This window comes from Mesorhizobium terrae (genome assembly GCF_008727715.1).
Taxonomy (GTDB): domain Bacteria; phylum Pseudomonadota; class Alphaproteobacteria; order Rhizobiales; family Rhizobiaceae; genus Mesorhizobium; species Mesorhizobium terrae.
The window spans coordinates 4,841,298-4,861,332 of record NZ_CP044218.1; the positions used below are offsets into that span (position 1 = coordinate 4,841,298).

The 20,035-nt window shown below is 63.6% G+C and carries 20 protein-coding genes; 8 read left to right on the plus strand and 12 right to left on the minus strand.

Annotated features, from left to right (window positions below):
* Window positions 1-3: 3 nt before the first annotated feature.
* Genes FZF13_RS24405 through hmgA form a run of 3 tightly spaced genes read right to left on the minus strand, consistent with a single transcriptional unit; the run spans window position 4 to window position 3,223 of the window.
* Complete coding sequence (locus FZF13_RS24405; protein WP_024926134.1) at window positions 4-1,017, minus strand: fumarylacetoacetate hydrolase family protein; 1,014 nt, start codon at window positions 1,015-1,017, stop codon at window positions 4-6.
* Window positions 1,014-1,913: an MBL fold metallo-hydrolase gene (locus FZF13_RS24410; RefSeq protein ID WP_024926133.1), complete on the minus strand. Its 900-nt coding sequence runs from the start codon at window positions 1,911-1,913 to the stop codon at window positions 1,014-1,016. The genes FZF13_RS24405 and FZF13_RS24410 overlap by 4 nt, the downstream gene beginning before the upstream one ends.
* Complete coding sequence (gene hmgA / locus FZF13_RS24415; protein ID WP_024926132.1) at window positions 1,910-3,223, minus strand: homogentisate 1,2-dioxygenase; 1,314 nt, start codon at window positions 3,221-3,223, stop codon at window positions 1,910-1,912. Before hmgA ends, FZF13_RS24410 begins: the two co-directional genes overlap by 4 nt.
* Before the next feature lie 102 nt (window positions 3,224-3,325).
* On the opposite strand from hmgA, the gene FZF13_RS24420 reads away from it, so the two are divergent.
* Window positions 3,326-3,841, plus strand: coding sequence for a MarR family winged helix-turn-helix transcriptional regulator (locus tag FZF13_RS24420; RefSeq protein ID WP_024926131.1), 516 nt, complete (start codon window positions 3,326-3,328; stop codon window positions 3,839-3,841).
* On the opposite strand, the gene FZF13_RS24425 is transcribed toward FZF13_RS24420, so the two are convergent.
* The 3 genes from FZF13_RS24425 to FZF13_RS24435 all read right to left on the minus strand — a co-directional run bounded on the left by FZF13_RS24425 (window position 3,768) and on the right by FZF13_RS24435 (window position 6,658).
* On the minus strand, window positions 3,768-4,271 hold the full coding sequence (locus FZF13_RS24425; RefSeq protein WP_024926130.1) for an HPP family protein: 504 nt from the start codon (window positions 4,269-4,271) through the stop codon (window positions 3,768-3,770). The two genes, FZF13_RS24420 and FZF13_RS24425, sit on opposite strands and share 74 nt — an antisense overlap.
* 153 nt (window positions 4,272-4,424) lie before the next feature.
* Window positions 4,425-5,459, minus strand: coding sequence for an L-threonine 3-dehydrogenase (gene tdh / locus FZF13_RS24430; RefSeq protein ID WP_024926129.1), 1,035 nt, complete (start codon window positions 5,457-5,459; stop codon window positions 4,425-4,427).
* Window positions 5,460-5,470: 11 nt separating this feature from the next.
* Window positions 5,471-6,658: a glycine C-acetyltransferase gene (locus tag FZF13_RS24435; protein ID WP_024926128.1), complete on the minus strand. Its 1,188-nt coding sequence runs from the start codon at window positions 6,656-6,658 to the stop codon at window positions 5,471-5,473.
* A 164-nt stretch (window positions 6,659-6,822) separates the two neighbouring features.
* On the opposite strand from FZF13_RS24435, the gene FZF13_RS24440 reads away from it, so the two are divergent.
* Complete coding sequence (locus FZF13_RS24440) at window positions 6,823-7,923, plus strand: mandelate racemase/muconate lactonizing enzyme family protein (RefSeq protein ID WP_024926127.1); 1,101 nt, start codon at window positions 6,823-6,825, stop codon at window positions 7,921-7,923.
* A gap of 12 nt (window positions 7,924-7,935) precedes the next feature.
* Here FZF13_RS24440 and FZF13_RS24445 read toward each other — a convergent pair whose 3' ends face one another.
* Window positions 7,936-9,981 (minus strand): NADH:flavin oxidoreductase, encoded by a 2,046-nt coding sequence (locus tag FZF13_RS24445; RefSeq protein WP_024926126.1) that lies wholly within the window; start codon window positions 9,979-9,981, stop codon window positions 7,936-7,938.
* Window positions 9,982-10,041: 60 nt separating this feature from the next.
* On the opposite strand from FZF13_RS24445, the gene queF reads away from it, so the two are divergent.
* Window positions 10,042-10,500, plus strand: a complete 459-nt coding sequence (gene queF, locus FZF13_RS24450; protein WP_024926125.1) for a preQ(1) synthase — start codon at window positions 10,042-10,044, stop codon at window positions 10,498-10,500.
* 57 nt (window positions 10,501-10,557) lie between these two features.
* Here the strand turns inward: queF and FZF13_RS24455 are convergent, their stop codons facing one another.
* From FZF13_RS24455 to FZF13_RS24465, 3 genes are all read right to left on the minus strand, one after another.
* Entirely contained in the window at window positions 10,558-11,109 is a 552-nt protein-coding gene (locus tag FZF13_RS24455) for a hypothetical protein (protein WP_307419718.1), read from the minus strand.
* A 4-nt stretch (window positions 11,110-11,113) separates the two neighbouring features.
* Window positions 11,114-11,509 carry a DUF3828 domain-containing protein gene (locus FZF13_RS24460; protein WP_425505507.1) on the minus strand — a complete coding sequence of 132 codons (396 nt, stop codon included), beginning with the start codon at window positions 11,507-11,509 and terminating at the stop codon, window positions 11,114-11,116.
* Between the two features lie 115 nt (window positions 11,510-11,624).
* Window positions 11,625-13,181, minus strand: a complete 1,557-nt coding sequence (locus tag FZF13_RS24465) for a trimethylamine methyltransferase family protein (protein ID WP_373426412.1) — start codon at window positions 13,179-13,181, stop codon at window positions 11,625-11,627.
* A gap of 93 nt (window positions 13,182-13,274) precedes the next feature.
* On the opposite strand from FZF13_RS24465, the gene FZF13_RS24470 reads away from it, so the two are divergent.
* Window positions 13,275-14,177, plus strand: a complete 903-nt coding sequence (locus tag FZF13_RS24470) for a LysR substrate-binding domain-containing protein (protein ID WP_024926121.1) — start codon at window positions 13,275-13,277, stop codon at window positions 14,175-14,177.
* 41 nt (window positions 14,178-14,218) lie between these two features.
* Entirely contained in the window at window positions 14,219-16,060 is a 1,842-nt protein-coding gene (mutL, locus tag FZF13_RS24475) for a DNA mismatch repair endonuclease MutL (RefSeq protein WP_024926120.1), read from the plus strand.
* Between the two features lie 295 nt (window positions 16,061-16,355).
* Here the strand turns inward: mutL and FZF13_RS24480 are convergent, their stop codons facing one another.
* On the minus strand, window positions 16,356-17,249 hold the full coding sequence (locus tag FZF13_RS24480; RefSeq protein WP_024926119.1) for a DMT family transporter: 894 nt from the start codon (window positions 17,247-17,249) through the stop codon (window positions 16,356-16,358).
* 195 nt (window positions 17,250-17,444) lie between these two features.
* On the opposite strand from FZF13_RS24480, the gene FZF13_RS24485 reads away from it, so the two are divergent.
* Window positions 17,445-18,371, plus strand: coding sequence for a LysR substrate-binding domain-containing protein (locus FZF13_RS24485; protein ID WP_024926118.1), 927 nt, complete (start codon window positions 17,445-17,447; stop codon window positions 18,369-18,371).
* A gap of 98 nt (window positions 18,372-18,469) precedes the next feature.
* Window positions 18,470-19,051: a GNAT family N-acetyltransferase gene (locus tag FZF13_RS24490; RefSeq protein ID WP_024926117.1), complete on the plus strand. Its 582-nt coding sequence runs from the start codon at window positions 18,470-18,472 to the stop codon at window positions 19,049-19,051.
* 9 nt (window positions 19,052-19,060) lie between these two features.
* Here FZF13_RS24490 and FZF13_RS24495 read toward each other — a convergent pair whose 3' ends face one another.
* The gene (locus FZF13_RS24495) at window positions 19,061-19,666 is read right to left on the minus strand and encodes a hypothetical protein (protein WP_024926116.1); all 606 of its coding nucleotides are present in this window, start codon (window positions 19,664-19,666) and stop codon (window positions 19,061-19,063) included.
* Window positions 19,667-19,784: 118 nt separating this feature from the next.
* Between FZF13_RS24495 and FZF13_RS24500 the strand changes: the two genes are divergently transcribed.
* Window positions 19,785-20,015, plus strand: a complete 231-nt coding sequence (locus FZF13_RS24500) for a DUF2093 domain-containing protein (RefSeq protein WP_024926115.1) — start codon at window positions 19,785-19,787, stop codon at window positions 20,013-20,015.
* Window positions 20,016-20,035: the final 20 nt, after the last annotated feature.

A 20,035-nucleotide genomic window follows, 5' to 3' on the forward strand; every position in this document is an offset into this window, starting at 1 on the left:
CCGTCAATTCTCGTATTTTTCCACCTTCTGCTCGATCGCGCCGAAGATCGAATGTCCGGCCTTGTCCTTCATCTCGATGCGCACCGTGTCGCCGAAACGCAGGAACGGGGTTTTGGGCTCGCCGCTCTCGATGGTTTCGATCATACGCTGCTCGGCAATGCAGGAATAGCCGGCGCCGCCGTCAGCAACGGGCCTGCCCGGGCCGCCATCCTTCTTGTTGGAAACTGTGCCCGAGCCGATGATGGTGCCCGCCGAAAGCGGGCGGGTCTTGGCTGCGTGCGCGATCAGTGCCGGGAAATCGAAGGTCATGTCGACGCCGGCATCGGCGCGGCCGAACGGCTTGCCGTTGAGATCGACGCACAGCGGCAGATGCAACTTGCCGCCGTCCCACGCTCCACCGAGTTCGTCGGGGGTGACCGCCACCGGCGAAAAGGCCGACGAAGGCTTCGACTGGAAGAAACCGAACCCCTTGGCGAGTTCCGGGGCGGTGAGCCCACGCAGCGTCACGTCATTGACCAGCATGATGAGGCGGATCGCGTTGCGCGCCTCGTCCTTGCTTGCCCCCATCGGGACGTCATCCACCATGACGGCGACTTCGGCCTCGAGGTCGATGCCCCAGGCCTCGTCGGCAATGCGGATCGGATCGCGCGGCGCGATGAAGGCGTCCGAGCCGCCCTGATACATCAGCGGGTCGGTCCAGAAGCTGGCCGGCATCTCGGCATTACGTGCCTTGCGCACAAGCTCGACATGATTGACATAGGCCGAGCCGTCCGCCCATTGATAGGCACGCGGCAGCGGCGAATGCGCGTCATGCTCGTGAAAGCGCTCGGATGGGACGGAGCCGTGTTCCAGCGTTTCCGCCAGTGCCGACAGATGCGGCGCGATGCGACGCCAGTCGTCGAGTGCGGCCTGCAGGGTCGGCGCGAGAAACGAGGCATCGGTGAAACGCGTCAGGTTGCGGGACACGACAACCAGTTTTCCGTTGCGCGACCCGTCCTTCAATGTGGCAAGCTTCATGCAATCTCCTCTCCCGACGCACTTCCGGCGCCCAACCCCACAACAAGCCCGTCACGCGCGATCGTCAAGTCGCCCGCCCATGTTTTCCTGACGGCGGCCACCCAGTCGGCCTCGCCAATGGCGGGATCGTCGGCCGGGATCAGGTGGTTGACCACGAGGCGACCGACATTTGCCGCTGTAGCAATGCGGCCTGCGTCCTCGGCGAATGTGTGGCTGGCCAGAAGATGCTGCTTCAGCCTCGCACCATTGCCCGTGCGCGCCACGAGGCGGTCGACGCCGGCCTCCAGCATCGCTTCATGCACGAGAATATCGGCGCCCCTTGCGAAATCGGCGAGCGGCGGGAAACAGGCAGTGTCGGCGGAGAAGACGATGCCGCGCCCCTCGCCTTCGAAGCGCAGCGCAAAGCAATCGACCAGTGGCGGGTGGTCGACGCGCATGGCCGTAACCAGCAATCCGTCCGTTTCGAAAACACGCCCCTCGGCAAATTCCTCGACGCACACGAGCGCGCGCAGATCGGGCCTGCCTTCATCCTCGATACGGATATCGATGTCGAAGGCCATCGCGTCGCAAAACAGCCGCCAGTAGCGTCCGATGCCGACCGGACCGAAGACCGTGACCGGCGTGGCGAGACCGGCCGTCCATGCGGTGTGCAAAAGCGGCCCGAGTTCCAGATAGTGATCGGAATGCAAATGGGTGATGAAAATGAGATCGAGCGTCTTGAGACCAAGGCCCGCATCGGTCAGGCCGCGTGCCACGCCCAGCCCGCAATCGACGACGATCGAGCGACCGCCCAATTCAAGCAAAGACGATGTCGGCCACGGGCCGCCGGGTCGCAATGCCGGCCCGCCCTTGGACCCGAGGAGGACCAGCCGGCCTTTCCGCTGCCCCACGTTCAAGACCAGTCGCCCTCCGGCGTGCCGTTGAAGCGTTTTTTCAGATCCTTCCAGCAGTCGATATAGTCCTGCTGCAGGGTCGGCAGCTCGGCACCGTGGCGGGTGAGCATCTGCGGGAAGCGCGTCTCGAACATGAAGGCCATGGTGTTGTCGAGCTTCACCGGCTTCAGTTCCACTTTCGAAGCCTTTTCGAAACCCGGCGCGTCAGGCCCATGCGCCAACATCATGTTGTGCAGGCTCATGCCGCCCGGCACGAAACCTTCTTCCTTGGCGTCGTACTGGCCGTGGATGAGGCCCATGAATTCGCTCATGATGTTGCGATGGTACCATGGGGGACGGAAGGTGTTTTCGGCCACCAGCCAGCGCGGCGGGAAGATGACGAAGTCAACATTGGCCGTGCCTTCCTCGCCGGACGGGGCGGTCAGCACGGTGAAAATCGACGGGTCGGGATGATCGAAAAGAATAGCGCCGACTGGAGAAAACGTAGCCAGATCATATTTATACGGTGCGTAGTTACCATGCCACGCGACCACGTCGAGCGGCGAATGATCGAGCTCGGTGATGTGGAAGGAGCCGCACCATTTCACGATCAGCCGGCATGGCGTCTCCTTCTCCTCGAACCAGGCGCAAGGCGTCTTGAAGTCGCGCGGATTGGCCAGGCAGTTGGCGCCGATCGGCCCACGATCGGGCATGGTGAACTTGGCGCCGTAGTTCTCGCAGACATAACCACGCACCTCGGCATCGATCAGTTCGACCTTGAAGACGAGGCCGCGCGGCAGGACGCAGATTTCGCCCGGCCGCATTTCGATAACGCCCATTTCGGTGACAAAGTTCAGCCGGCCGACCTGCGGTACGATCAGCATCTCGGCATCGGCGTTGAAGAAATGGTCGTCCACCATGGATTTGTTGGCGACGTAGACATGGGCGGCCATGCCGCTCTGGCCCAACGCGTCGCCCGCCGTCGTCATGGTGTGCATGCCGGCGATGAAATCGGTCGGCTCCTTCGGCATCGGCGTCGGGTTCCAGCGATACTGGCCAAGCGCCAGTTCGTGATCGCCGACATTCGGCGCCGTCTTCCAGAGCGGGTAGTTCACGCCCTTGAAGCGGCCGGTGTGCTTGACGCTCGGCCGGATGCGGTAGAGCCAGGAACGCTCGTTGGTGCCACGCGGCGCTGTGAAGGGCGAACCCGAGAGCTGCTCGGCATAAAGCCCGTAGGCTGGCCGCTGCGGCGAATTTCGACCTTGGGGCAGCGAGCCCGGAAGCGTCTCGGTCTCGAAATCGTTGCCGAAGCCCGGCATGTAGGAAAAGGCCATCGCATCCTCCCCGGATTGACCAAACTGGTTACATCTGTAACCATCGAAAATGTAACTATCAACGACATCTCCCAGCATCCAAGCTCGACCGGAACGGGCATCATGGCAACACCGGAAAACACTCTCGAGCTGGAAAGCTTCCTGCCCTACCGGCTTTACCATCTGGCCGATCTGGTCAGCCGCGAGTTCGCCAGGGTCTACAAGGACCGGCTTGGCCTCACCCGTCCCGAATGGCGCACGCTAGCCGGGCTCGGCCAACACGGCTCGATGACGGCGACAGCGCTTGGCGAGCAGTCGTCGATGCACAAGACCAAGGTGTCGCGCGCCGTTGCTGAACTGGAGAAACGTCGCTGGCTTACCCGCACGCCGGACGAAAAGGACCGGCGCATCGAGCATCTGACACTGACCAAGGCGGGATTGGCCGCTTATCGCGACATGGTGCCGTTGGCGAAGGCGTTCGAACGGGAGTTGCTGGAACGGATCGCAAATCAGGATCGCGTAGCGCTGGAGACGGCGCTGGATGCCATCGAGGCGGCGTTCGCCGTCAGTCCAACCGGCGTGGATAGTGGAAGCGCGGTGGTAGCCGGTGGTGCACGACGCCGAGGCCAACCAGGCTGATCGAGCCGATCAGGATCGTGAAAAACAGCGAGCCGCTCTGCAGAGGCGCGGCGAGCGCCACCAGCGGCACCGCGCCGGCGGGCGGATGCGTGACGCGAAACATCAGCATGAGCGCTATTGCAAGGCCAACGGCCAGCGCCGCAACCTGCCACATGCCCGGAAAGGTCAGCGCTGCCGCCACGCCGACAATCGTCGCCAGGAGATAGCCGCCGAAAACATTGGCTGGCTGCGCCAGCGGACTCGCCGGTTGACCGAAGATCAGCACGGCCGAAGCGCCGAGCGGCGCCAACAGCAGCGGCATGTTTGTCAGCGCCGCGAGACCACCGACCGCTCCGATGCCGACAACCGCGCCAAGCCCCGACTTGGCATGCGAAAGAACCTGCCCGGACGGCTCATGGCGCGCGGTGAAGGAGCGGATATGGCGGCGCATTGCGGAATTCCGGCTCTTGACCACCGCCTCGAAAACCGGTTCTGGTTCTCGAGGCTAAGCGCTTGCACAAAAAGTCGCTCGCATTAGCAAATCCGCCAGCGACATGGCAACAAACAATATTCGAAAAATTCAACCAGCAGGAAAATATTTTTCCTACCAGTCCATCACCACCTTGCCGGAATTGCCGCTGCGCATCGCATCGAAGCCGGCCTGGTAGTCATCAATGCCAATGCGGTGGGTGATCAGACCACTCACATCCAGCGGTCCCTGCACCAGCGCGATCATCTTGTACCATGTCTCGAACATCTCGCGGCCGTAGATGCCCTTGAGATGCAGCATCTTGAAGATGACCTTGTTCCAGTCGATCTCGAAGCCGGTCGGCGCAATGCCGAGAATAGCGATCTTGCCACCATTGTTCATCGTGTCGATCATGTCGCGGAAGGCGACCGCCGAGCCTGACATTTCGAGCCCGACATCGAAGCCTTCAGTCATGCCCTCGTCGCGCATCACGTCGCGCAGCTTTTCCTTCGAGGCGTCGACGACGTGGCGAACGCCAAGTTTCCTGGCCAGCGCCAGGCGCACCGGGTTGATGTCGGTGATGACCACCTTGCGCGCGCCGACGCATTGCGCCACCAGCGCGCCCATGATGCCGATCGGCCCGGCGCCGGTAACCAGCACGTCCTCGCCGACCAGATCGAAGGACAGCGCGGTGTGAACCGCGTTGCCCAGCGGATCGAAGATCGCCGCGATCTCGTCCGGGATATCGTCGGGGATCGGCACGACATTGTGCTGCGGAATGGCGACATATTCGCCGAACGAACCCGGCCGGTTCACGCCGACGCCAAGCGTGTTGCGGCACAGATGCCCCCGGCCCGCGCGACAATTGCGGCAATGGCCGCAAACGATATGCCCCTCGCCCGACACACGCTGGCCGACCTTATATTCGGTCACGGCCGAACCGACATCGGCGATCGTGCCGACGAATTCATGCCCGGTCACCATCGGCACCGGCACGGTTTTCTGCGCCCACTGATCCCAGTTGTAGATATGCACGTCCGTGCCGCAGATGGCCGATTTCTTGACCTTGATCAGCACGTCGTTCGGGCCGATCTCGGGGACTGGAACGCGCTCCATCCAGATTCCAGGCTCGGCCTTGGCCTTCACCAGCGCGCGCATCATGTTGGACATTCTGTTCTTCCTCAGGAAATGACGCCGAGTTCCTTACCCACTTCCCCGAACGCAGCAACCGCGCGGTCAATGTCAGCGGTGGAATGCGCGGCCGACATCTGGGTGCGGATACGTGCCTGGCCCTTGGGTACGACCGGGAACGCAAAGCCGATGACGTAGATACCGCGTTCCAGCATCTTGGCCGCCATCTGCTGCGCCAGCGCCGCGTCGCCCAGCATCACCGGAATGATGGGATGGTCGGCGCCGGCAAGCGTGAAGCCGAGCTTGCTCATGCCGGAGCGGAACCGGGCGGCGTTGTCGTAGAGTTTTCCGCGCAGTTCGTCGCCATTCGCCACAAGGTCGAACACCTTGAGCGAAGCCGCCGCAATCGCCGGCATCAAAGTGTTGGAGAAGAGATAAGGCCGCGAGCGCTGGCGCAGCCAGTCGACCACTTGCCGCTTGCCCGACGTATAGCCGCCGGAAGCGCCGCCCAGCGCCTTGCCGAGCGTTCCGGTGATGATGTCCACCCGGCCCTCGACGCCGCAATGCTCGGCCGAGCCGCGGCCATGCTTGCCGACGAAGCCGACGGCATGGCTGTCGTCCACCATCACCATCGCGCCGTATTTTTCCGCCAGATCGCAGACGCCTTTCAAATTGGCGATGATGCCATCCATAGAGAAGACGCCGTCGGTGGCGATCAGCTTGAAACGACTGCCCTCCGCTTTCTTCAACTCTTCTTCAAGTGCTGCCATGTCATTGTTTGCATAGCGAAACCGCTTGGCCTTCGAGAGCCGCACGCCATCGATGATCGAGGCATGGTTCAAGGCGTCCGAGATCACCGCGTCCTCTTCGCCAAGCAGCGTTTCGAACAGCCCGCCATTGGCGTCGAAGCAGGATCCGTAGAGGATGGTGTCCTCCAGCCCGAGGAAGGAGGAAATCCTTGCCTCGAGCTGCTTGTGTTCTTCCTGCGTGCCGCAAATGAAGCGCACCGAGGCCATGCCGTAACCGTAGCGATCGAGCGCCTTGGCCGCCGCGTCGCGCAACTCCTCGCTGTCGGCGAGGCCGAGATAGTTGTTGGCGCAGAAATTGAGCACCTTGTTGCCGCCCACCTCGATCTCGGCCGACTGCATCGACGAAATCACCCGCTCGGACTTGTAAAGGCCTGTTGCCTTGAGGCCGGTGAGTTCCGTGTCGAGATGGGCGAGGAAGCTTTGGCTCATGAACGGTGGGCTCCTTTAAGGCGGCAAGGGATACTGCGATCGGCCGCCGAGAAGCTAGCACAAAAGCGACCAGCGCACCTGCCGTTTCCCTCGCGGCGCACGTGTCCTACCGCCGCTAGCATCAACTCGAACAGACCATTTCGAAAATCGCCCGAGGAGCCGCCATGACCATTGCCAGCATCACGGTCTACCAGCAATGGCAGCCATTTCGCGACGGCACCTATCGTTGTTCGGGCGGGCGCAGCGCCGAGGGTTTCGATTCGACCATCGTCGAGATCGCCTCGCGGGATGGTGTCAGCGGCTATGGCGAGATGGCGCCGCTCGGTTCCTTCTACGATCCAGCTTTCGCCGAAGGCGCGCGCGCCGCGATGCGGGAACTGACGCCGCGCCTGATCGGCGAGGACGCGGCCGGCATCGAGGCGATCAACCGGCGCATGGACCTTTTGCTGAAAGGTCACCCCTATGCCAAGGCGGCCATCGACATGGCGCTGTGGGACCTTGCCGGCAAACGCAGCGGCCTTTCGCTGGCCGCGATGACGGGTGGCGCGGAAGGCACCACCGTGCCGCTCTATCGCTCGCTGGCACAGGAAAGCCCGGACGTCATGGCGGCACGGGCAAAGAAATACATCGTCGAAGGTTATCGCCGGCTGCAGGTGAAGGTCGGGCTGGACGTCAACGACGACATTGCGCGACTGGAGGCGGTGCGTGCGGCAGTCCCCTCCGGCACGGTGCTGTTCTGCGACGCCAATGGCAGCTGGGGCACCGCCGAGACCCGGCGCTTTCTGCAGGCGACGCGCTCGCTCGACTACACACTGGAGCAGCCCTGCGCGAGCTATGAGGAGAACCTCGCGATCCGCCCGGCCTGTGACCGGGCGCTGGTGCTGGACGAGACCATCGACGGCACGGATGCCTTGCTGCGCGCCATCGGCGACGGGCTCGTGGACGGCATCACGATCAAGCTCGCCCGTGTCGGCGGGCTAACCAAGGCCAAGCTGCTGCGCGACATCGCCATCGCCCGCAATCTCAAGATCACCATCGAGGACACCGGCGGCGCGCAGATCGACACGGCCGCTTATTGCGGCCTGCTGCTGTCAACGCCGCAACTGCTGCGCCAGCATACCGTCGACTTCCACAACTGGGTGACGGTCGCCAATGGCAAGGCCGATTTCGTTATCGCAGACGGAGCGATGTCGCCGCCGCGGCGCCCGGGGCTCGGCGTCGACGTCGACCCCACGATCTTCGGCGAACCACTGTTTCGCTGCTGACCCCGACGCGGTTCAGACGCGCAGACCGAAGCGGATGCCGTCATAGATGGCGGCGTGGATGTTGCGGGAAGCCACGGCATCGCCGATCCGATAGAGAATGAAGGCACCGTTCGGGTTGCGTGTCGGGAAAATGTCGCCGCCGCCGACCAGGCTTTCATAGTCGACGGCGCCGGCGTTCCGCGACAGCGGCTTCAGTGCCCAATAGAGCTCGTCGAGCGGCGCCGTGCCATGCTCGACAATGACCTGGTCGACGAAACGCTGAACCTTCCAGCCTTCGGCAAAATCTGAGCGCAATTCCGCAACCAGTTGATTTCCTTCACGCCGTATCGCACGAACGCGGGTGTTTATGGTCACCGTCACACCCTTCTCGTGGAAGACGCGCATATAGGGCACATGGTTGAGGCCACCCATTTCCGGCGCGAAGAACCGCTCGGGCGATACGAGTTCCAGCTTCGAACCGGCATTGGCGATCAGCTCCGCCGCACCCATGCCCTGATGACCGCCATTGTCGTCGTAAAGCAGGACGTTTTCCGCCGGTTTGACCGCCCCCGAAAGAATATCCCAGCTCGATGTGACCAACGCGTCGCCCGCCTCCAATGGCGGGTTCTGCGGGATGCCGCCGGTCGCGACCACGACCACGTCCGGTTCGAGCGCCAGAACATCGTCCTTTTCGGCCCAGGCATCGTAGCGGATATCGACACCCAGCCGCTCCAACTGTGAAAGCCGCCAGTCGACGATGCCGATCAATTCCTTGCGGCGCGGGTTCTGTGCCGCCAACCGAATCTGCCCGCCGGCCTGCGAGGCGGCTTCGAGCATGGTTACCCTGTAGCCGCGCTCCCCCGCCACACGCGCCGCTTCAAGCCCCGCCGGACCGGCGCCGACGACCACGACATGTTTCTCGGGCCCACCGGAATTGCCGACGACATGCGGGATCGTCGCTTCGCGCCCCGTCGCCGCATTGTGGACGCACAGGGCCTCGCCGCCTTCATAGATGCGGTCCAGGCAATATGTGGCGCCGACACAGGGGCGGATCTCGTGCTCACGCCCTTCCATGACCTTCCGCATGATATGCGGGTCGGCGATATGGGCGCGGGTCATGCCGACCATGTCCAGCTTGCCGCTGGCAATCGCGTGGCGGGCTGTCGCGACATCCTGGATGCGCGCGGCGTGGAAGGTCGGGAACTTGGTCGCCGCCCGCACCTCGCCGGCGAAATCAAGATGCGGCGAGGACCGCATGCCGGTCACCGGGATGACCTTGGTGAGCGCGGCGTCTGTCTCGATTGAGCCGCGAATGATATTGAGGAAATCTACCTTGCCGGATTTCGCCAGCCGCCGCGCGATCTCCACGCCCTCCTCTTTCGACAGACCGGCGGCAAAATCCTCATCCGCCACCATGCGGATGCCGACGACGAATTTCTCGCCGACAGCCGCGCGCACGGCGTCGAGCACCATGTTGGTGAAGCGCAGCCTGTTGTCGAGCGAGCCGCCGAATTCGTCGTCGCGATGGTTGGTTGCCGGCGACCAGAAACCGTCGATCAGATGGCCGTAGGCCTCGAATTCGATGCCGTCGAGGCCGGCCGCGTGACAGCGCTGCGCCGCCGACGCGTAATCCTTGACGATACGCTCGATGTCCCAGTCCTCGGCGGCCTTGGGAAAGGCGCGGTGCGCCGGCTCGCGCACCGGCGAAGCGGACAGCACCGGCAGCCAGTCGGCCTTGTTCCAGCCGGTGCGGCGGCCGAGATGGGTGATCTGGATCATCACCTTGCAGTCGTGCTCGTGGCAGGCCTCGGCGAGCTCCGAGAGCCAGGGCACGATGGCATCGTCGTAAAGATGCAAATTGCCGAATGCGGCCGGACTGTCGCGGGAAACGATGGCCGAGCCCGCGGTCATGGTCAGCGCCATGCCGCCCCTGGCCTTTTCGGCATGGTAGAGCCGGTAGCGCTCCTTCGGCATGCCGTCCTCGGAATAGGCCGGCTCATGGCTGGTCGACATCACCCGATTCTTCAGCGTCAGATGTTTGAGCTGGTAGGGCTGGAGGAGCGGATCGTTGCTGGCCATCGTTGTCCTGTTCTATACCGATGCTGGCTGTGGATGAGCCTGCCCCCAAGGAGACTGCCCATGATGACGGAAAGCCTGACTCAGCTTGGCACCAAGGTCGAGACGCCAGACAGCCCCGACCATGCGGTCCTGGAAACGGTACCCTTCACCCGTGGCGATGGCCCGCCGGCTATCGTGCGCTTCACCTGTCCGGAATTCACGTCGCTGTGCCCCGTCACCGGCCAGCCCGATTTCGCGCATATCGTGATCGACTATGCGCCTGATGCACTTTTGGTCGAATCCAAGTCGCTGAAGCTTTTCCTGACATCCTTCCGCAATCACGGTGCGTTCCACGAGGATTGCACGGTCATGATCGCGCGGCGCGTTGTGCAGGCAACCAGCCCGTTATGGCTGCGCATTGGCGGTTATTGGTATCCGCGCGGCGGCATCCCCATCGATGTCTTCTGGCAGACCGGCGAGCCGCCGAAAGGCGCATGGCTGCCCGATACAGGCGTGGCGCCCTATCGCGGTCGCGGTTAGAGCATCGCGCGTTAGCTCGGACTTGCAAAGGACGCTCCAACTCTTTGAATCTGCGTATCATTCGCATTGATACTGGCTGAGCGCCCACTCTCCGGTCACGGAGAGAAGGTCGGTGATTTTCCACTCGCCGCCGACCTTTTTCAGCTTCCACTCGAGCCTGTGCGAGTCACTGCCCGCGACAAACGCCACGACGACGCGAGCATCGTCGCCGTTGATCGATTCCAGCGACTTGAAGCTCTTGTCGAGCGCCGCCTTGTCGTAGGGAACTTCGTCGAGCGGCATGTTCTGGTCGAGGCAGTCACCCTGCCCGGATTTCTTCAGCGCCTCGTTCTTTTCGAGTACGGTTTTGGCCGGATCGACGAAGCGGCTGCGGTCGGCGACGGCAAGATCGGTACCGCCCTCGGCATAAAACGGCCTTACCACGGCAGAGGGCGAACCGACCGCGGCAGGTGTCGCCAGGCCGGACGCGACAGGCGGCTGGTCCGGGGCCGGAGCAGCTGGCGCTGCCTGCGGCTTGGCGCCGAGCAAGCCTTCAGCGCCGGCGCCGCCCGGGCCGGCAGCGAAGGCTCCAACCGCGATGCAGGCCAGCAAGCGACCGATCCTGTTCACCGGCTCAATCCGCGCTGTCCTCACCCGAGCATCCCAACTCGCTGAGTTTCCAGCTGTTGCTCTTCGAGCTGATATCGGCGATCTTCCAACCGCCGTTGACCTTCTTCAGATCCCACACCATTTCACGTTTGGAATCATCGCCTTCGGTGAACAGATTGAAATTTACTGTCACCGTCGCGGTGTCGCCGTTGACGGCCTCGCTCAGTTTCAGGCTGTCGGCCACCGCCTTGTCGTCATAGTCCTGCGCATCGAGCGCCGGCTCGAAGTCGATGCAGGCGACTTCGTCCGGGTTCTTCTTGAGCGCGGCGTCGTTCAGCTCGAACAGCTTGGTGACCGGTTCGGTGAAGCGATCGCGATATTGCGCGTCGGCGGCGAACTTGACCGGCGAATAAAAGAACATGACGGCATCCGATGCCGGGCCAGCCAACGCAGGGCCGGAAAAGGCACAGATGCACAGTGCAAGCAGAACTCCTGGCTTCATGGTATTCCCCCGATGAAACGGTTGCGCAGTCCGCTTAATACCACGCATCCGCCATCCCGGCTTTTTTACGGTCGATAAAATCGAGCAGGGCCTCGTCGACGGCTTCGTCCAGGGGTGGCGCCTGATATTCGGCCAGCATCTTCTTCCAGCGCTGGTTGGCGCGCAATGCGGCATCCCGCGAGCCGGCCGCCTGCCACTTCTCGAATGGCTCATTGTCGGCAATTTCGGTGTCCCAGAAGGCCGTCTGATAGTTCGCCATGGTATGAGCGCAGCCGAAGAAATGACTGCCCGGCCCGACCTCGCGGAAAGCGTCCAGCGCCAATTGGTTGTCGTCGATCTTCACCCCGTCGAGATAGGAATGCAGCGCGCCGCAGAAGTCTGCGTCCATGACGAATTTTTCGTAGGACATGGACAGCAGCCCATCGAGAAACCCGGCTGAATGCAGGATGAAATTGGCGCCGCAATGCACGGCCGCCAGCATCGACATCGTGCCTTCGTTCATCGCCTGCGCGTCCGGCAGTTTCGAGGTGGTGAAGTTGCCGGAACAGCGCAGTGGCAGATTCAGCCGCCGGGCCAACTGTCCGATCACCATCGAGCCGATCGCCGGCTCAGGCGTGCCGAAGGTGGGCGAACCGGAACGCAACGACATCGACGACAGGAAATTGCCGAAGATCACCGGCGCGCCAGGCCTTTCCAGTTGCGTCAGCGCGCAGCCGACCATGGTTTCCGCCAAGGACTGGGCGATTGCGCCGGCATTCGTCACCGGCCCCATGGCACCGCCAAGGATGAAGGGCACGACGACGGCCGCCTGGTTGGCGCGGGCATAGGCGCGCAGCGCCAGGGTCATGGTGCCGTCCCACACCAGCGGCGAGTTGACATTGACATTGCCGAGGATGACGCAGTTCCGATCGACAAAGTCCCGCCCGAAGACGATGCGCGCCATGTCGATGGAATCCTCGGCGCGGCTTTCGGTCGTGACCGAGCCCATGAAGGGACGGTCGGAATATTTGATATGGGCGTGGACCATATCAAGGTGGCGCTTGTTGACCGGCACGTCGACCGGTTCGCAGATCGTGCCGCCGGAGTGATGCAGCCAGGGCGAGGATTGCGCCAGCTTCACGAAATTGCGGAAATCCTCGATGGTGCCGTAGCGGCGACCACGGTCGAGATCCATCACGAAGGGAGAACCGTAAGCCGGCGAGAAAACAACGCTTTTGCCGCCGATCAGAACCGACTTCGCCGGGTTGCGCGCATGCTGCACGAACTCCGCCGGCGCGGTCTTCAGGATTTCGCGCAGCATGCCCGGTTCGAATTTCACCAACAGGCCGGTCACATCGGCCCCGGCCCGCTTCCAGAGGTCGAGTGCAACGGGATCGTCGCGGAACTCGATGCCGATCTCGGCCAGGATTCGATCCGCGGTCGTCTCGATGCGGATCAGGTTTTCTTCCGAAAGGATGTCGTAGGTCGGGATATTGCGAAGAATGTAGGGCCGGCCAAGGCCTTCCGCCCCGTGGCTGCGTTGTTCGCGCCGCGCGCTGCGACCGGCGCGCTCGCGTTTCCCAGCCGCCTGTTCCAGCGTTTCCGCAACCATCATGTTCGACTTCGCTCCCTGTGACATGAAGCTAGTTCATTCGAATATGGCTGTAATGCTTGAAAATATTGATCTCCAGCATAAGCTGGATTCATGCAAAGCTTGCGCCATCTCTTGCCGTCGGCCGACCGCCTCATCGTTTTCGAGGCGGCGGGAAGGCTTTCGAGCTTTACGGCTGCCGGGCGCGAACTCGGCATGACGCAAGCCGCCGTATCCTATGCCGTGCGGGGACTGGAGCAGCAGCTCGGTGTCAGCCTGTTCCAACGGCGTCATCGGCAGGTGTTGTTGACCGAGGCGGGCAGCCGCTTCTTCGCCGACGTGACGCTCGGCCTCTCCCACATTCGCAGATCGGCCGAAGAGCTGCGGGCTCAGGCCGGCGGCGTGCACGTCACCTTGTCCGCATCCACCGCATTTGCCTCGTTCTGGATGATGCCGAGGTTGCGGAAATTCCGCGACGATCTTCCCGGCGTCGACCTGCGCATACAGACCGCCGACCGCGATCTCGATCTCATCGCCGAAGGCATCCCGCTTGGCGTCCGGGGTGGCGCGGCGCGGGATTGGCCGGACTACGACGCGCTGCCGATCGCCGGCGAAGAGATCTACGCCGTTGCCGGGCCTGCCTATGTCGCCCGCGCCGGCTTGCCTGCCACGCCCGCAGAGATTGCATCACATCAGCTCATTCACCTCGAGGAACCGTTCCGGGCGGCGGCGACATGGAGCGAGTGGTTTCGATCCGCCGGCGTCAATACCGGCACCACCAACCGTGGGTTGCTGATCAACGACTATGTCCTCGTCATCCAGGCCGTGATGGAGGGGCAAGGCATCGCGCTCGGCTGGCGGCATCTGACCGACCCGCTGGTGGCAAGCGGGCTGCTGGTGAGGGTCACCGACCATGCCATGAAGACCGGCGACAGCTTCCATGTCGTGTGGCCGAAAAACCGGCCGCTTTCGGAGAATGCGCAAAAGGTTCGGGATTGGCTGGTCGAACAGGCCTGACGCGCTTTCACCCTGCGCTCGAATCCGGCTAGGATCGCGCCATGCCCATCCGCCAGCTTTCCGAAACGATGATCAACCAGATCGCCGCCGGCGAGGTCATCGAGCGGCCGGCCAGCGTGGTCAAGGAACTGGTCGAGAATGCGCTCGACGCCGGCGCCGGCCGCGTCGAGATCGTCACGGCAGGCGGCGGCTTGAACCTCATTCGCGTCACCGACGACGGCGGCGGCATTCCCGAACAGGAGCTGGAGCTTGCCGTGGCGCGCCATTGCACCTCCAAACTCTCCACCGACATCAATGACATCCGTTCGCTCGGCTTTCGCGGTGAAGCACTGCCGTCGATCGGCTCGGTGGCAAGGCTGTCGATCCGCTCCCGCACGGCGGCGGGCGACAGCGCCGCCGAAATCAGCATCGAGGGCGGCCGTATCGCCCCAGTGCGGCCGGCAGCGGCCAATCGAGGCACGACGGTCGAGGTACGCGACCTGTTCTTCGCCACGCCGGCGCGATTGAAATTCATGAAGGGCGAGCGCGCCGAGAGCTCGGCCACCAGCGACGTGATCAAACGCATCGCCATCGCTTTCCCGGCGGTGCGTTTCACGCTGGCCGGCTCCGACCGCTCGACGCTGGAATTGCCGGCGACCGACGACACACCGGAGGGGCAGTTGCGCCGGCTGGCGCAGGTGATGGGCGCCGATTTCCCTGAAAATTCAATAGCCATCGATGCCGGACGCGAGGGTGTGCGGCTGACCGGCCATGTCTCGATCCCTTCCTTCACGCGCGCCAATGCGCTGCAGCAATACGCCTATGTCAACGGCCGCCCGGTGCGCGACAAGCTGATCGCCGGCGCTATTCGCGGCGCCTACATGGACGTGCTGCCGCGCGACCGGCATGCGGTGGTAGCGCTGTTCCTGACCCTCGATCCGGCGACGGTCGACGTTAACGTCCACCCCGCCAAGGCCGATGTCCGTTTCCGCGACCCCGGCCTGGTGCGCGGGCTGATCGTCGGCGCCATCCGCCAGGCGCTGACCGATGCCGGCATCCGCGCGGCAACCACGGGAGCCGCCGGCATGATGGCCGCTTTCCGGCCCGGCGCTACCTCGTTTGGACATGGCGGCCCCGCCAACAATCATCGCAGCTACGAGGCAGCCTACCGGGCCTCGGGCTCCGGCTACGATCCCGCCCGCTCGCCGCAGCGCCCGCTCGACATGGGGTTCGGCGAGAGCGATCAACCGGCCTTCGAGACCGGACCGTCGATGAGCGCCGATGCCCGCGCCAGCCAGACCGAGGCGAACGAAACCTTGCTCGGCATGGTTTTGGGTGCGGCGCGTGCGCAGGTGCACGAGAACTATATCGTCGCCCAGACCCGGGATTCGCTGGTCATCGTCGATCAGCACGCCGCGCATGAGCGCCTGGTCTACGAAGCGTTGAAGAACGCGCTGCATTCGCGTCCAGTGCCGGCGCAGATGCTGCTTTTACCTGAAATCATCGATCTTCCAGAAGAAGACGCTGACCGGCTCGCGCAACATGCCGAAACGCTTCGGCGCTTCGGGCTCGGCCTCGAACGCTTCGGTCCGGGCGCGATCGCCGTGCGCGAGACGCCGTCGATGCTGGGCGAAACCGACGTCCAGCAATTGGTGCGCGACCTTGCCGACGAGATCGCCGACAACGACACGATCGAGACATTGACCGAGCGGCTGCACCACATCGCAGCCACCATGGCATGCCACGGCTCGGTGCGGTCCGGCCGCCTGCTCAAGCCCGACGAGATGAACGCGCTGCTGCGCCAGATGGAAGCAACGCCGGGATCCGGCACCTGCAACCACGGCCGCCCGACCTATATCGAGCTGAAGCTCGGCGATATCGAGCGGCTGTTCGGCCGGCGCTAGAAGCGAGATCCGCGCTTAGACAACGTCCGCTTTTGCTCTGTCATCAGGCGTCAGGATGTGAACGGGACAACAACCGATCCCGAATTGTGAAATAGAAAAGCCATTTCTTTTCAAAATCCTGCGCGAACTTCCCGGACAGGTTGCGGAATTTTTATCCGCGCGCGCTCCTTTTCGGTCAAAATGGCCCCGAATTCGTTCACGCGAAGCCCGTTCCACTCCGAAATCCCAAACAAGAACCGCCGCGCCAGGAAAGTGGCGCGACGGGTCGTTTCGATCGCTTTCGGATAAGCCAGACTTATCGTTTCATGTTGACCACGATCACGCCGCCGAGCGCCAGCACGCCACCGACGATGCCGAGTGTCGACGGCACCTCGCCGAGCCAGAAGAAGCCGATCAGCACCGCCATCGGCGAAACCAGATAGAGGAAGTTCGAGGCGCGGGCGGCCGGCAGGCGCGACAGCGCGGTCGCCCAGGCGGCGTAGGAGATGAAGCTGGGCACGATGCCGAGATAGATGACTGCGCCAAGGCCGGCGGAACTGGCATGGGCGGCTTCGACGAGGCTTTGTGGCAGGAATGGCGACAGGCACAGCGCACCGAGCACCATGTTCCAGGCCGAGACCGTCAGCGGATGATGGTTCTTGAACAGCGGCTTCTGCACGATGGTGTTGACCGAGGAACAGAGTGCCGACCCCAGGATCAGCAATGCGCCGGTGTTGAAGGTGAGACCGTTGCCTTCGCCCATGGCGATGACGCCGATGCCGGCGAAGGAAACGAAGGTCCCGACCCAGGCCAGCGCCGGAAACCGTTCGCCGAGCAGGAACATCGCCATGATGGCGGTGAAGATCGGGCTGACATTGATGATGAAGGCGGCGGCGCCGGCCGAGACCGTGGTCTCGCCGATATTCAGCATGGCCGTATAAAGCGCGACGAAGATGGCGCCGCCGACACCGAAGCGCCACAGCTCGTTGAGCTTGGGCAATGCCGGACGCTTGATGGCAAGAAAGATCGCTGCCGGCACGGCGGCAATGGCGAAGCGCAGCGCGCCCAGTTCCAGCGGCCCGAAGGCGGCGAGGCCGGCGCGGATCGCCGGGAAGGCCGAAGCCCAGCCGACCACGGTGAGCGCGACCGCCAGCACCGCCGTCATATCCGTCCGCTGTTCCGAATTCGCCATGCTCATTTGTGCGCTCATCGTCCTTCTCCACCCCGTCTGGAGCGCCGCGCGTCCTGTTGGACGCGCAAAGGACGCTCTAACACTTTGAACCTGCTGCATCGTGCCTGCCGAAAATCGATTCCGATTTTCTGGCCGATGCAGCAGGTTCGCGATGCCACAAAACCCCTTTCCGAGCTTGTTGACAAACGACGAAATCGAGGATGAGCTGTGAGCATGGATCACAGCTTGGACACATTGCCGCCGCTCGACACCTTGCGAGCCTTCGATGCCGCGGCCAAGACGGGCTCCTTTTCGGCCGCCGCCGAAAAGCTCAACCTGACCCATGGCGCGGTGAGCCGGCAGATCGCCCGGCTGGAGGACTGGTTCGGGCTGAAACTGTTCGAGCGCCGGGCGCGCGGCGTGGCGCAGACCATCGAAGGCAACCGGCTGCACCTGCGCACCAGCGAGGCCTTCGCGCTGATCGCCTCCAATTCCGACCGCTGGGTGGAACCGCGCGGCACGGCCGTGGTGCGACTGGCCACCATTCCCTCGATCAGTGGCCTGTGGCTGATGCCGCGCATGGCGAGGCTCGAAAGCGGCGATCCGAAGATCAGGATCGTGCTCGATGTCGACAACCGCCAGATCGACCTCGCCGACGAGGGCATCGATCTTTCCATCCGCTGCGGGCGCGGACGCATTCCCGAACGCATCGCCATGCAATTGTTCGAGGAACACATGTTCCCCATCGCCTCGCCGCAGCTGGCGCAAGAGGTCGGTGCGGGCAATGCCGCGCGGCTGCTCAAATATCCGCTGATCCATGATTCGGACGCCTCCGGCTGGCGCGCCTGGTTTGGCGAACAGGGCGTGGACTACCGGCCGCGACCGCAGGACCGTCGCTTCGAGGATTATAACCTCGTGCTGGACGCCGCCGCCTACGGGCTGGGCATCGCGCTGGCGCGGCCGCCTCTGGCCGAAGGACAGGTGGCGGCCGGCCGCGTGGTGGCGGTCGACCGGCGAACAGCGCTCAATCCGGTCTGCTACTGGCTCGACCGACCGGCCGGAAAGCCGCGCGCCGCCGCCATCGAACTCGCCAGGCGCATCGCTATCTCGGCGAATGTGCCGGACGACCGCTTGCAGAGTTTTCTGGACGCGGAGCGTTAGGCTCCCCTTATCCGCAGGCGGCGGACGGAAATGCCCTTCGATCATCCTCCAGCCAAATCGTTTGCCCGTGATTTCAAGGCACAAGAGACCGCACCATCGTGGACAATATCAGGATCGAAACGGCGCGCCTTACGCTGCGGCCCTGGAGCGAGCAGGACATCGAACAGCTAACGCTGGGGCTGAACGATATCGAGACCGCGAAGTGGCTGGCCTTCGTGCCTCACCTCTATACGACGGCGCACGCTCAAAGCTGGATCGACAGATGCCGCGAGATTTCAAACGCAAGCGGCCAGCCCACTGCCGATGAATTCGCGGTAGAACTCAAGCCTGGGCGAACAGCGATCGGCGGGGTCAGTCTCAACAAAGTCGATCGCGAAGCCGGCACGGCCGGCGGCGGCATCTGGATCGCCAGCGCCTATCAGGGACGCGGCTATGGGCGCGAAGCGTTCGAGGCGAAGATCCGGTTCGCTTTTCAGGAACTCGGCCTGACGAAACTGGTCAACGGATACTTCGACGGCAACGAAAATTCCTGGGCGATGCAGCGCAGATTGGGATACCGGCGCGTCGCCGAGGTTCAGAGCCGCTGCATGGCGGACGGAAGGCAGACGATCGAACATGTGACGACGTTGCTGCGCAGCGATTGGGAAGATCGCGAGGACCAAAGCCCGAACCGGGCATGACCCGACAGCCTAGAACACCACAAGCACCACCAGAAAGAGGAGCGCGAAGGCGGCAAGGCCAAACCCCAGCGCGCGGGCGCTGACCGCTATTTCCGTCGAATTGCCCTTAGAGCCGCCGGCCCAGGCCGTCGCCCGCTTGCGCGATGTGGTGCGGTTTTCGACCTCGTCCACTGCCGGCCGACCCGGCGCGGCCTGCAGCGGCACCGCCAGCCCGAGCGTGGGAAGAGGTTGGGCGCGACCGGAAACGGCCTCGTCACGCGTGGGCGCCTGGCCAGGAGCTGGTCGCAAGCCGGCTTCCGGCTCGGTGGCCCCCCTCGCCCGCGCCGCTTCCTGGCTTGCAGCCGTCGCGGGTTCCTCCAGCTCGATCGCCGCGCGATAGGCATCGATGACCTGCGGCATGGCCGGTTTCTGTGCGGGCACGATCCCGGCCGGCATGGGCAATGACGGCGCCGCGAAAGGCGCCGGCTGGCTGTTGCCACGCAGCCCAACAGTCGGTTTGACCAGCGTTCTGATCAGTTCCGCCTCGGACGGGTTCGGCTTGGCCACGGGCAATCGGCCTTCACCGGAGGTGGCCTGCTTGAGCAGGGAAGCCAGACGGGAGATTGCAGCGACCATGGGTAACCGGCGACGTTTCCAGGCAAGATAACGCGGTTGCGTTGCCTGAAACTGGCGATACGCTTGACCTCGCTCGCGATTTATGGCGGAAACGCTGCATGACGGCAGGTCTCTCACAATCATGAACCGTTTCGAAGGTCCCGGCGGCCGGGAAGCCCGCATCCGCTATCTCGACGGCGACTTCCAGGTCACCAGCCCGGGCGCTTTCGTGCGCTGCGCGGTCACGGGCGAGAACATCACCCTGGACGAGCTGAAATACTGGAGCGTGGCGCGCCAGGAGCCCTATATCAACGCCGCCGCCTCGCTGCGCCGCGAGATCGAGGCGAATCCGGATTTGCGCAAGCGGTGAGGCCCTTGCCTTCTCCCACA